11 protein-coding genes are annotated in these 11,847 nt (G+C 60.3%); 4 read left to right on the forward strand and 7 right to left on the reverse strand.

Features of this window, described 5'->3' with window-relative positions; genetic code table 11:
- The first annotated feature begins 88 nt into the window (after nucleotides 1–88).
- Nucleotides 89–529 (forward strand): DUF4149 domain-containing protein, encoded by a 441-nt coding sequence (locus LDN04_RS09800; protein WP_223909447.1) that lies wholly within the window; start codon nucleotides 89–91, stop codon nucleotides 527–529.
- Between the two features lies 1 nt (nucleotide 530).
- Here LDN04_RS09800 and LDN04_RS09805 read toward each other — a convergent pair whose 3' ends face one another.
- A complete protein-coding gene (locus LDN04_RS09805; RefSeq protein WP_223909458.1) occupies nucleotides 531–1,412 on the reverse strand; it encodes a hypothetical protein in 882 nt (293 codons plus the stop codon).
- Nucleotides 1,412–2,731, reverse strand: coding sequence for a glycosyltransferase family 2 protein (locus LDN04_RS09810; RefSeq protein WP_223909461.1), 1,320 nt, complete (start codon nucleotides 2,729–2,731; stop codon nucleotides 1,412–1,414). Before LDN04_RS09810 ends, LDN04_RS09805 begins: the two co-directional genes overlap by 1 nt.
- An 80-nt stretch (nucleotides 2,732–2,811) precedes the next feature.
- Here LDN04_RS09810 and LDN04_RS09815 point away from each other — a divergent pair, with 80 nt between their 5' ends.
- Nucleotides 2,812–3,258, forward strand: coding sequence for a hypothetical protein (locus LDN04_RS09815; RefSeq protein ID WP_223909464.1), 447 nt, complete (start codon nucleotides 2,812–2,814; stop codon nucleotides 3,256–3,258).
- 251 nt (nucleotides 3,259–3,509) lie between these two features.
- The gene (locus tag LDN04_RS09820; RefSeq protein WP_223909470.1) at nucleotides 3,510–4,394 is read left to right on the forward strand and encodes a DUF2156 domain-containing protein; all 885 of its coding nucleotides are present in this window, start codon (nucleotides 3,510–3,512) and stop codon (nucleotides 4,392–4,394) included.
- Here the strand turns inward: LDN04_RS09820 and LDN04_RS09825 are convergent.
- Genes LDN04_RS09825 through LDN04_RS09840 form a run of 4 tightly spaced genes read right to left on the reverse strand, consistent with a single transcriptional unit; the run spans nucleotide 4,375 to nucleotide 8,372 of the window.
- Nucleotides 4,375–4,974, reverse strand: a complete 600-nt coding sequence (locus LDN04_RS09825; protein WP_223909473.1) for an NTP transferase domain-containing protein — start codon at nucleotides 4,972–4,974, stop codon at nucleotides 4,375–4,377. The genes LDN04_RS09820 and LDN04_RS09825 overlap by 20 nt on opposite strands.
- Nucleotides 4,892–5,737 (reverse strand): XdhC family protein, encoded by an 846-nt coding sequence (locus LDN04_RS09830; RefSeq protein WP_223909476.1) that lies wholly within the window; start codon nucleotides 5,735–5,737, stop codon nucleotides 4,892–4,894. The genes LDN04_RS09825 and LDN04_RS09830 overlap by 83 nt, the downstream gene beginning before the upstream one ends.
- A 2-nt stretch (nucleotides 5,738–5,739) precedes the next feature.
- On the reverse strand, nucleotides 5,740–7,911 hold the full coding sequence (locus LDN04_RS09835; protein ID WP_223909480.1) for a xanthine dehydrogenase family protein molybdopterin-binding subunit: 2,172 nt from the start codon (nucleotides 7,909–7,911) through the stop codon (nucleotides 5,740–5,742).
- 5 nt (nucleotides 7,912–7,916) lie between these two features.
- A complete protein-coding gene (locus LDN04_RS09840) occupies nucleotides 7,917–8,372 on the reverse strand; it encodes a (2Fe-2S)-binding protein (RefSeq protein ID WP_223909492.1) in 456 nt (151 codons plus the stop codon).
- A gap of 383 nt (nucleotides 8,373–8,755) precedes the next feature.
- Between LDN04_RS09840 and LDN04_RS09845 the strand changes: the two genes are divergently transcribed.
- The gene (locus LDN04_RS09845; protein ID WP_223909495.1) at nucleotides 8,756–10,459 is read left to right on the forward strand and encodes a mucoidy inhibitor MuiA family protein; all 1,704 of its coding nucleotides are present in this window, start codon (nucleotides 8,756–8,758) and stop codon (nucleotides 10,457–10,459) included.
- 90 nt (nucleotides 10,460–10,549) lie between these two features.
- Here LDN04_RS09845 and mnmH read toward each other — a convergent pair whose 3' ends face one another.
- Nucleotides 10,550–11,584 carry a tRNA 2-selenouridine(34) synthase MnmH gene (mnmH, locus tag LDN04_RS09850; RefSeq protein WP_223909498.1) on the reverse strand — a complete coding sequence of 345 codons (1,035 nt, stop codon included), beginning with the start codon at nucleotides 11,582–11,584 and terminating at the stop codon, nucleotides 10,550–10,552.
- Nucleotides 11,585–11,847 lie beyond the last annotated feature (263 nt).

Below are 11,847 nucleotides of genomic sequence, written 5' to 3' on the forward strand. Positions count from 1 at the left end.
TATCGTAGCTGGGAAAAGAGTGGTATTACTATGTGTGGGGTCGCTGGTGATTGACCACCTGTAGCCGCCAAACAAAAGGAGATACCGCGTGCAGATCATATCCGTGACATACCGCCTTGCCGTTGCCCTCTGGGTCGGCGGGGTTGCCATCTTTACCTTCGTTCTCACCCCGATCCTCTTCAAGAGCCAGCCCCGTGACCTGGCGGGGATGATCGTAGGCGTTCTTTTCCCCGGTTATTTCCGGTGGGGGCTCGCCTGCGGTTCAGTGGCGCTTGCGACCCTTCTCTTGGAGAGGGGAAAGCACTTCACCGTTGCCCTGGCGCTCATTGTGCTGATGCTGGCGGCGACCGCCTTCCAGGCGTTCTACATCGAACCGAAGGCGGCTGAAATCAAGAAGGATATCCCTTCGTTCGAAACGACCCCCAAGGATCATCCGAAACGGCAGGAGTTTTCCAGACTCCACGGCATCTCAGCGGTCTGCAATCTGGTGGTGTTCGGCGGCGGGGTGGTGCTGGTAGTGTTGCTATAAGCTAGAAATCGTAGGTGAAGCCGAGCGTGGAATATATGTACTGATAGCCGGAACCGACCTGATTCGCCTCGGCTCGGCCGGCGATCAGCCAGTGGTCGTCGATTCTCCAGGTAATCCGGACATCTTCAAGCGCTCCGATATGCGTCGTGTATTTATCGTATTGAGAGATGGGGCCTGCCCATATCCTCAGTCTCAGCCTGTCGAAGAACGAATCGGCGTACCCTACGAGGATGGCATGCTGGTCGAAGTGTTGCGGGCTGTAATATTCTGGGACTCTCTCACTGTTCCTGATCGCCCGGTACCGGTACTGGGCGTGGAAATTGTCGGTGAAGCTGTAGACCGCCCTCCCGACGAAAAGGTCGCGGCTGTTGTCGTCGGATGACCAGCGGCGCCAGTACCCGCCGGTAATGGTGAAGTTCTTCACCAGTTCCCAGTCGAGGGAGCCGCCGACGGACCAGAAGTCTATGCGCGCATCATACGCCTTTACCGAGTCGATGGTGCCATGGTCGACGCTTTCCTCCAGGCGAAATGGCCCCAGTGTCTGGGATGAAGCGAGGGAGAGGGGAGTCTTGACCTCGTCGTTCCATTTTATGAGCTTCAATTGCCCCGTAAAGTCCACATTTTCCAACTTTTTGTATCCCTCAAACAACCCGCCGGCGAAAAACCTGCTTCCTCCCGATTCGTTGATAACGGTTTCGGTGGCACCGACACCAACCTTCGTCGTTTTGTCCTTCCAGTGGAAAACCTGGTCTAACCCCAGGCTGTGGGTTCCGTCATTATCGTTGAAAATTTCGGATCTTATCTCCAGGTCATGCTGCTCAAAAGCATAGGCGCTGGGGGGCATGGTCAGTACCAGTGCCGTCAAGAGTGCTGTCAGTCTCATTATTTGGTCCCCCATTTTTTTGCCATGTTCAGGATTTCACTCAGGTATCCCGTAACCGTCGCCGGAGCCATGATTGCCTGGTAGCCGAGCAGGTAGACAAAAAACCCGAAGGGATTCATCCTCACCTTCAGTCCGTACTCCGAGAATATCCTTTTCTGCTGCCAGTAGAAGAGTCCGTTGGCAATAAGTGCAAGGGGGAGGAGGAGCACCGTCATCATGCCGACGATGAGATAGTTCTGGAAAAAGATCGCGGCGATCAGTCCCGGCAGGAAGAAGAGCAGGTAGGCACTGTCGACCAGCGGGAAGAAGAGATTGTACCAGATGAAGGGGGAATTCATCCTTACCTTGACCAGGGTGGAGGGGTAAGACTTGAATGCCTCGATGAGGCCGCGCGACCAGCGCTTTCTCTGCCGGAAGAACTGCCGGTACGTCTCCGGGACCATGGTGAAGCAGAAGGCGTTTTCGGCATAGCCGACCCTGTATCCCAGGTCGCGCAGACCCCAGGTGAGGACGATGTCTTCCCCGATTTTCGGGGGCCAGCCATTGAGGCGTTTTACGGCCGCGGTGCGATAGATGGAGAAAGCTCCCTGGGCCACGAGGGTCCCCTGGTACAGGGACTGCACCCGCTTGATGACCGCGATGCCATGGAAATAGTCCCATTCCTGGAGCTTGGTCATCATGTTTTCCCGGGAATTGCGGACCAGGACGTTTCCTGCCACAGCAGCCGTCTGTTTCGGACCGAGCACGATGTTCCTGGCCAGGTTTTCGATTGCCCTCTCGTACAGGTAGGAATCCGCGTCGATGGTGATGACGAACTCGGTCGTCACCGTTTCCAGTCCCGTGGAGAGGGCGGCGGCCTTGCACATGTTTTCCTGATGGCGGATCAATTCGAAGGACTTGCCCGTTGTTGGGTGCTGCTGGATGAACTCCATGACCTTCTCGGCGGTCCGATCCGTCGAGCCGTCATCGATGACCACTACCCGCACATGTGCCGGGTACTGCTGGAGCCAGACGGACATGAGCGTATCGAAGATCTTGTCCTCTTCGTTGTAGGCAGCGATGAGCAATGTCAGCGGCGGGGCGACGAACGGCTTCTCGACGTACTTGGGTCGCCGGTCCAGGAGCAGGGAGAAGATCATGAAGGACATGGCCCATCCCGGTATGATGGCGAGCCCTAGCACGATCAATGCCGGCAGGGGATGGTACATCCGGGCCGACAGACCTACGTACCAGGGGATTGCGAGGTAGATGGAGGTGAGCGTCCAGAGGCCCGACAGGATGAGTGCCAGGGTGAATTTTACCCGTACATAGACGTACATGTGAGCTCCTGCTGCATCATCTGCTGGTTTTATGCCCGTGACGCCGTGAAGGTTTCTTTTGGATCTTCTTTACGGGTTTCGTGGGACGGGGCTTCTCATCGTCAGCCACCATCCTGATCACCTTCGGGTTCCCGTCCGCGCTTTCCACACGCTTCGAATACCGGGGAGGGACGTCGCTCAGGTTGTTCGTCGCACGCAGGACATTCCCCTCTTTCCAGACGAAAATCTGCGAGTCGTTTGCTCCGGGAGCTGCTGGAGCCGCGGCCTGCCCGGCCGGGACGGGCTGGGAAGGCGAGGGGACTGGTGCGCTGGGGGCAGGTGCCGGTGGCGGGACAGCTGCAGGGGGAGCCGGTTCCTGTCCTTCTGCGCCCCTCCCCCCGGCCACAGGCCTGTATGACCTGGCATCTGCGCTGCCATACATGACTGTCACGAAGATGATCATTGCCGAAAACCATTTTTTCATGGTGCCTTACCCTTGCGAACTTCATGGCCGATCCCTTCAGGGAGCCGACCGGAGTATGTGGTGAAACATTCTACGACCCGCATTACTGTTTTAGATATTGCAGGGAGATGAAGTAACCGGTCCACCGTTATCTGTATTTTAATACTAATTACACTATTTACCATTAACTTGCCGCAAAAACAACAGTTTTTATGATATTTCTAATGTGAGGTATGTCTCAGAAATACGAAACAGGTTGTTCACTCATTAATTAGCGTAATAATTCAGCTACCGTCGGGTGATTTGGTATACTTTTATCTCCCGAAGGAGACGACCATGAACATCCCCTCTTACCCCGCAGCCCGCGAGCTTGCCCTGGGCGACAAGACGATCCTTGACGACCTTTTTGTCCTGCTCCAGCCCCGGGTTTCCGAGTTTACCTTTGCCAATCTCTATCTGTTCCGTACTCCCCATGCCTACCGACTGACCATGGTGGGTGATTCCCTCGTGGTACTGGGACGGGGGTACGGGGGTGAAGAGTATTTCCTCCCCCCCCTGACCGGAGAGAGGAGGGCTGCCCTTCACTTCCTGCTGGAGAGGGGGCTGACCATGGCGGTGGCCGATGGAGCATTCATCGAGGCGCATCTGACCGGAGAGGGGGTGGAGATTGTCGAGGACCGGGACAATTTCGATTATCTCTATCTCCGCCAGGAGTTGGCGGAGCTTGCCGGCAACCGGTTCCACAAGAAAAAGAACCGGGTGAACTACTTTGCGGGCAGGTACGGGCACGAGGTGGAACTCTACGGCAGGAACCATCTGGCTGGCTCGCTGGCGCTTCTGGATGAGTGGTTCCGGGTGCGTGGCAAGATGGAGAGCACGTCCGTTGTCCAGGAAGTTGCAGCGACCCGGGAGGCTCTGGAACTGGCCGACAGTCTGGGGCTTGCGGGGGTGGTGGTGCTGGTTGAGGGGGTGGTGAAGGCATTTGCGTTGGGGGAACGGCTGAACGGAACGACGTCGGTCTGCCACTTCGAAAAGTCCGACCCGTTCCTGGAAGGAATCTCACAACTGGTGGACCGGGAGTTCAACCGGCTCCTCTTCACCGACTGCCTGTTCGTCAACCGGGAGCAGGACCTTGGGGAGCCCGGATTGAGGAGCGCCAAGCTCTCCTACCATCCCGTCGAACTGGTGAAAAAATTCCGGGTCAGGAAGCAGAAGGGGTGAGGAGGGAGACCAGCCGCCGGTAGTCTTCTGGCGTGTCCATCTCTTCCACAACCCACGGATCGTCCACGTTCAAGAGTTGCACCCGCTCGGCATGGGACTGGATGACGTCACGCAGGGTGGGGTGACGGTCGATGGTGGCGAGGATCGACCGGGGGAAGAGGGTGGGGTGCCCCTTGCGCTCCCGGTGGACAGGGATGAGGATGGCGTCCGGGTGGTGCCGGTGTTGTTCCTGCAGGAACCGGCAGGTCTCTCCCCTTACCAGCGGGGTGTCGGCAAGGGCGATGAGTACGCCGCTTGTCGTTGTGGCTACTTTTGCCAGGCCGACCCGCACCGATCCCGCCATGTCGCTGTCGGAAGCCCCGTTCACGGTGACCGTCACCGGCAGGTGGGAGATGGCCGCTGCCACCTCCTCCCCCGCCGGGTTGATCACCATGACGACCTCGTCCACCCCCCCCGCCAGCAGGCTTTCTACGCTCCGGACGATGGCCGGCCGCCCGTCAAGGGGGAGGAGCTGCTTGCAGCATCCCATCCGCCGTGACATCCCGGCGGCCAGGAGTATGGCCGACACTTGCGGCTGCATGGCTCCTCCTTTCTTGAACCAGTTGAGCGACGATGCTGACGGCGATCTCCGCCGGCGTTTCGGCACCGATGGCAAGTCCCACCGGCGTCACGACGCGGGCCCGGTCCTCCGTTGAAAAACCTTCCCGTTCCAGCGTTTGCAGCAGTACCTCCCGCTTGCGCTTGCTCCCGAGCAACCCGACGAACCCTGCCCGGGTCCGGAGCGCCCCTCGCACCGCCTGGAAATCCAGGTCGTGACCAGTGGTGGCGATGACGATGGCCGTCTTCTCCGTGACGGTCAATGTGGCAAAGGCGTTATCGGCGGTGGCGCATATGATGTCTGCCGCCGCGGGGATCGCCTGCCGGTTGGCCATTTCCGGCCTCTCGTCCACGACGGTGACGTGGAAGCCGCACCCCGCCGCCAGTTCCGTTACCGCCTTTCCCACGTGCCCTCCGCCGAACATGACGAGCCGCCGGCTGTTGCCATGGGGCTCGATGTAGACACGGAGGGCGCCACCGCAGACAAAGCCGTGTTCCTCCGTCAGTTCGAACGGCAGGGTCAACGGCACACCGGTTGTCATGGCGGCCAGGGCGGCCTGGACGGTTTCCGCCTCCACCCGTCCCCCCCCCACGGTACCGAGGGTCGTGCCGTCATCCCGAACGAGCATCTTCGCCCCCGGCTTGCGGGGGGACGAACCGCTGCTGGCGATGACCGTGGTGAGGGCAAAGGGTGTCCCGGCCCGTGTCAGCCGGATCAGTTCTTCGTAAATATCCAGGTCGGTCATGGCTACCCCTTCCCCATCCCGTCCTGAAGGGTCTTTGTATTAAAGGGGAGGGTACGGAGCCTGACGCCGGTGGCGGCAAACACCCCGTTGGCGACGGCCGGTGCGATGGGGGGGACTCCCGGTTCACCGACTCCTCCCGGCGGTTCGGTGCTCGGCATGATGTGTACCTCGATGGTGGGGGATTCGTTCATCCGCACGACCGGGTAGCCATCGAAATTGTCCTGCTCCACCCGGCCGTTCTTGAAGGTAATGGCGCCATGAAGGGCAGCGGAAAGGCCGAAAACGATCCCTGATTCCATCTGTGCCCTGATGGTGTCCGGGTTCACGATCCGGCCGCAGTCGATGGCGCAGACCACCCGGTGGACCTTGATGGTCCCCTTCTTGTCCACCGATACCTCTGCAACCTGGGCGATGAAGCTGCCGAAGGACTCGTGTACGGCAATCCCACGGCTGTGGCCTGCGGGGAGCGGTTTCCCCCAGTCCGCCTTAGCGGCTGCCAGCTCCAGCACCCCCCTGTTGCGGGGATGCTTTGCCAAAAGCGCGCGGCGGAACGCGAAGGGGTCTTTCCCGGCGGCGTGGGCCGCTTCGTCGATAAAGCTCTCCACCACGAAGGCGGTGTGGGAGTGGCCGACGGAACGCCACCAGAGAACGGGTACCAGGAGCTTGGTGGTGTGGAGGTCCACCTGGAGGTTGGGAATGGCGTAGGGGATCTCCGCCGCCCCTTCCACGGACGACTCGTCGATGCCGTTTTTCACCATGGCCGCCTCGAAGGGGGTACCGGCGATGATGGACTGGCCGACGATAGTGTGCTGCCAGGCGGTCAGGTTCCCCGTATCGTCGAGGCCGGCACTGATCCGGTCGTACCAGAAGGGGCGGTAGTATCCCCCCTTCATGTCGTCGTCCCGCGTCCAGATGACCTTGACGGGCTTTCCGGCCGCTTTCGCAACGTGAACCGCCTCCCGGACGAAGTCGGACGCGGGGTTGGCCCGGCGACCGAATCCCCCACCGAGGAAGGTGGTGTGGAGATGCACCTGTTCCGGCTTGAGCCCGGCCACCTCTGCCGCGCTGTTCCGGTCCACGGTCTGGAACTGGGTACCGGTCCAGATATTGCAGCGGTCGCTCTTCAGGTCGACGCAGCAGTTGAGGGGTTCCATGGGGGCGTGGGCGAGGAAGGGGGTCTCGAATTCGGCGGTGAGTTGTTTGGCTGCCTGCCGCACGGCCTGGGCCGGCTCACCCTCTTTTCGGGCGACGAGACCGGGGGATTGGGCGAGGGAGGCATACCGTTCCCGGAGAGCCGGCGTTGCCAGCCCCCCCTCGGGGCCGTCGTCCCAGACGATCTCCAGGAGTTCCCGCCCCTTTTTTGCAGGCCAGAAGCCGGTGGCGATCACCGCCACCCCTGACGGGACCTGCACAACATCCACCACGCCGGGAACTTTTTTCGCCTTGTCCGCCGTGAAACTCGCCACCTTGCCGCCGAAAACCGGCGGCCGGGCCACCATGGCGGTCAGGAGCCCCGGCAGCTGTGCATCGATGCCGAATACCGCCGTCCCGTCGATCTTGGCCGGGCTGTCCAGTCGATGGCGCGGCTTGCCGACGATGGTGTAACGGGCTGGGTCCTTCAGGCGGACTTCCTTGGGGACCGGCAGTTTTGCCGTTCTGTCGGCCAGCTGGCCGTAGGAGAGCTTTTTGCCGCCGGAGTGGAGGACGAAGCCGTTCTCTGCTCTGCAGGTAGCCGGATCGACCTTCCATTGCTTGGCGGCGGCGGCAACGAGCATCTCCCGGGCCGTTGCCCCCGCTTTCGAGAGCCGCTCCCATTCCGTCCGGACGCTGGTGCTCCCCCCCGTCACCTGGAGGCCGAAGACCGTATGGTTGTAAACCGGGTCCACCGGCGCTGCTTCGATGCGGATCATTTTCCAGTCGCACGCCAGTTCCTCGGCGATCAGCATGGGGAGAGAGGTGTAGACCCCTTGACCCATCTCGGACTTGTTGATGATGAGGGTGACGGTGTCGTCGCTGCCGACCCTGATAAAGGCGTTGGGGGCAAAGGTGGTTGCGGGATCGGCCGCACCTGCGGAGTTGCCGAACGGCAGATAGCAGCCGAGTACCAGCCCCCCCCCGAGGACAGCACCGGTCTTGAGGAAGTCACGGCGGCTCAACTTTATGATCTCGCTCATGGTTTTCACCCTTTCTTTTTTGCCCCGGCGGCCCGGTGGATGGCGATGCGGATGCGCGGATAGGTCCCGCAGCGGCAGATATTCCCCGACATGGCGCTGTCGATGTCGCCATCGGTCGGTTTGGGGTGCTTTTTCAGCAGGGCAACGGCGGACATGACCTGCCCCGGCTGGCAGTACCCGCACTGGGAGACCTCCTCGGCAAGCCATGCCTGCTTGACCGGATGTCTGACAGGGATACCTTCGATGGTGACGATCTTCTTTCCCCGGACATCGCCAACCGGTGTGATGCAGGAGCGGATAGGTTCACCGTCCACATGGACCGTGCAGGCGCCGCACAGCCCTTCGCCGCAGCCGAACTTGGTGCCGGTCAGTTTCAACTGCTCCCTGATGACCCAGAGGAGCGGCACCTCCGGCTCCACATCGACCTGGTACGTTTTGCCGTTCACGTTCAACGGTATCATGGTGCCTCCTTTTTCTGCCCTGTGGCCGTTCGATTGACGGGATGACACGGTTACTGTTCTATGGTAGCATGGATTGTCCGGCGTGCAATGGCGCTATCTGCTTGAGTCTTCTGCCGATCTGACGCGAATGAGATAGGCTAGAGATCAGCTGCACGAGACCGCTGTGCGGGGCGGAATTCAATGTCGGCTACAGATATGTAATCAAATACGCCCCAAATCCGGACGTGATACCTGACGTAAGGAAATTCTAAGTAAAAAAGAAAAAAATAGACCGCACGGGAACTTTTCTTCCGTCCTTCCTGTCTAAGTGTGTAAAGGCGTAACGCTCAGCTCGGCAGTGAAGAACCAGGCCATTGGAATAACGGATAGGAGGTATCTCCGGAATGAAATCGCGAACAATGATGAGGCTGATCATCGGCTTCGGCACAGTGGCATCGGTAACGTTTTCCGCCCTGCCGGCGATTGTTTCTCCGGCACTTGCAACTAATGAGGGACCGTCCCGTATCCAGGCTGCGCCCCGCATCACCGCCGTCACCGTCTACCCGGACCGGGCGATGACCACCCGCAATGCCACACTCACCCTCAAGCCGGGGAGCTACGTCGTCTCCTTCGAAGGGTTGCCCGTCCTGATCCAGGATGACTCGGTGCGGGTTACGGGAATAGGGAGCGCCGCGGCGACGATCCTCGGGGTGGAAGTAAAGAGGAGTTTCGCCGAACAGGTGCCCGAGAAGCGGGCAATGGAGCTGGAGCAGGAAATCCGGGAAATGGAGCGGAAGGTTTCCGGCATCGATGCCAAAAAGGCGGCCCTGGCGGCGCAGAAAAATTTTATCGATTCCATCAAGGTTGCCTGGGGAGACCGGATTTCAAAAGAGCTGGCGGTGGGGAAGCCGACGGCGGCCGAGCTGAACGAGGCGCTGGCTTTTGTCGGTACCGGTGTGAACCGGGTCGAGGACCAGAGCGGGGACCTGGACGAGGAGAAGCGGCAGCTTAACGAGCGCATCGATAAACTGCGGCGGGAGCGGGAAGAAGCGATCGGTTCCCGGCGAAAGGAAACCAAGACCGTGGAGGTGGGCCTGGAGGTCACCAAGGAAGGAAAGCTGGGCCTAGATCTGACCAGCATCACCCCCCAGGCAAGCTGGGAGCCGTCGTACGATGCCCGTCTGGCGCCTGACGGCAAATCCGCGGAGCTGGTGTTTCGGGCGCTGGTGCGCCAGCAGACCGGCGAGGACTGGCATGACGTGAGCCTTTCTCTTTCCACCGCCAGACCGGCACTGGGGGGAGCGCCTCCCGAGCTTTCCCCCTGGCTCGTCTCATTCTACAGGCCTTCGCCGCCGATGCCAGCACCCCGCGCATACGAGGTCGGGCAGGGACTGATGGCCGCGAAGGTCGCGGCGAAGAGAGACCCATCGCTTGATTCCGGCGGGGCTGCGCCCGCCGAAGCGCCCGCGCAGTATTTGACCGCCCAGGTGGCCGAGGAGCAGAACTCCGTGTCCTTCCAGGTTCCCCGGCCAGTAGACATCCCCGCAGACGGCACCCGGCACGGCAACGTCGTGGCGACCGAAAACCTCCCCCTGACGCTTGAGTTCCTGGCGGTGCCAAAGCTGTCGCCGAGCGTCTTTCTCAGGTCCGAGATCGTCAATCGTGCTCCGTATCCCCTGCTTCCCGGCCGGGTCAACATATTCACCGGGGGGAACTACGCCGGCAATTCCCAACTGAAGAAGGTCGCTTCGGGCGAAAAGTTCGACCTCTTCTTCGGCACCGACGACCAGGTCACGGTGAAGCGCGAGGAGATCAAGAGCCACAAGGAGGCGGGGCTCTTCGGCAAGAACCGCATGGCGTATCGCTATCGTATCGAGGTGCAGAACTTCCGCAAGGAACCCCAGACGATCACGGTTCGTGACCAGCTGCCTATGGCTGGCGATGACGAGATCAAGGTAACCCTGGATGAGCCGAGCATCCAACCGGCTGAGCAAAAGCCCGATGGCACCCTGAGCTGGAAGTTGCCTGTGCTGCCGGGCGAAAAGAAGACGATCACCTTCGGCATTTTGGTGGAGTATCCAAAAGACCGAGTGGTTACGGGATTGTGAGTACTACGCAAGGGGGTATGCACAGATAGAAATGTGCGAGAAAGCCTCAGTGCCGACCGGCCCATCGGCCACAGCCGGGGATTTTGAGTTTCAATCTGATACTACGAACCGTTCCCGGAGCTGCCGTTCCAGCTCTTCGCCGGCAGTAGTGAAATCCTCAAGGGAAAGGGTGAAATCTTCCGTCCAGTCCCGGGTCTTGTAGTAGAGCCGGTCGTAGTAGCCGGTCATGAGCTCGGCCATGAACGGCTCCAGTTCCCAGCGTTCCAGGTAGCCGGCGATTTCCGCATACTTTTCCCCGCCGAGCCTTTTCTTGATCCTGTCCAGCGCCGCCCCCATCCCGTCTTTGTAGTCGGGCCTGCCGTACTCGTCGATGAGCCGGGCAACCCGGGTTTCCAGGGAGGCGTTACCCCAGACCAGTGTCCCTTCCCGCATCACTTCGTAGAAATTGCCGGGGAGTGATATCTTGCCGATCCGCCGGCTCTCCCCTTCGAGAATAATCGGCATGCCCTGTGGGACCTGCCTGAGGGCGTCCCAGAGGAGTGTTTCGAAGCGCTTCTGGGTCAGGTCCTGGGTGAGCCCCAGTTCGCCGAAGGCGGAACCCCGGTGGCAGGCGAGCCCTTCCAGGTCGATGACACGCCAGATGTCGGTCCTCAGGCCGAGGAGAAAGGTGGTTTTGCCGATGCCGGTCATGCCGTGGAGGACCACCAGCGGGCCAGAGGGGACGTAGGGGGTAAAGAAGGCAGCCACGTGGTCGCGGAAGGCGCGGTATCCCCCCTGCAACTGGACCGCCCGGTGTCCGGTCAGATCCAGTATGCTCGTGACGGTCTTGCTTCGCAGTCCCCCCCGCCAGCAGTAGACCAGGATGGGACGGCCGGCAGCGGCTTCCGCTATTTCAGCAACCATGGCTGGATAACGGTGGGCGGTCAGTTCCAGCCCACGGCGGCGGGCCTCGTAAGGGCCGGTCTGTTTGTAGAGGGTGCCAATCTCAACCCGCTCCTCGTTGGAAAGGAGCGGCACGTTCATGGCGCCGGGAATATGGTCGTCGGCGAACTCCAGCGGAGTGCGCACATCCACCACCAGGTGGCTTTCCAGCAGTGATGCGTCAAATGGCACGGTATCGGGCAAGGGGAACCTCCGGAAACGGTCGGTACATTATAGAGGAGAGGGGAGGGGAAATGCAAGGGAGGTGAAGATATAGCGGCAGATTAGTGACTTATGGGGAGTGGGGGATACAATTAATACGTGAAAAAAACAGTTTCACGCAACGAACGCGACGAACGCAACGTAACATCGAGCGATTGATTTGAATTTCGTAGCGTTCGTTGCGTCGTCGCGTGAGCAAATGGCTTTCAAAATAAAAAATACATAAAACATCGTCTCTGCGCCTC

It is taken from the genome of Geobacter sp. AOG1 (genome assembly GCF_019972315.1).
Lineage (GTDB): Bacteria > Desulfobacterota > Desulfuromonadia > Geobacterales > Geobacteraceae > Geomobilimonas.

Bases quoted from the DNA above. Each gene is read 5' to 3' on its own strand.
- LDN04_RS09805 (WP_223909458.1), bottom strand. From the start codon at position 1,412: ATGAGACTGACAGCACTCTTGACGGCACTGGTACTGACCATGCCCCCC.
- LDN04_RS09810 (WP_223909461.1), bottom strand. From the start codon at position 2,731: ATGTACGTCTATGTACGGGTAAAATTCACCCTGGCACTCATCCTGTCG.
- LDN04_RS09820 (WP_223909470.1), top strand. From the start codon at position 3,510: ATGAACATCCCCTCTTACCCCGCAGCCCGCGAGCTTGCCCTGGGCGAC.
- LDN04_RS09825 (WP_223909473.1), bottom strand. From the start codon at position 4,974: ATGCAGCCGCAAGTGTCGGCCATACTCCTGGCCGCCGGGATGTCACGG.
- LDN04_RS09830 (WP_223909476.1), bottom strand. From the start codon at position 5,737: ATGACCGACCTGGATATTTACGAAGAACTGATCCGGCTGACACGGGCC.
- LDN04_RS09835 (WP_223909480.1), bottom strand. From the start codon at position 7,911: ATGAGCGAGATCATAAAGTTGAGCCGCCGTGACTTCCTCAAGACCGGT.
- LDN04_RS09840 (WP_223909492.1), bottom strand. From the start codon at position 8,372: ATGATACCGTTGAACGTGAACGGCAAAACGTACCAGGTCGATGTGGAG.
- LDN04_RS09845 (WP_223909495.1), top strand. From the start codon at position 8,756: ATGAAATCGCGAACAATGATGAGGCTGATCATCGGCTTCGGCACAGTG.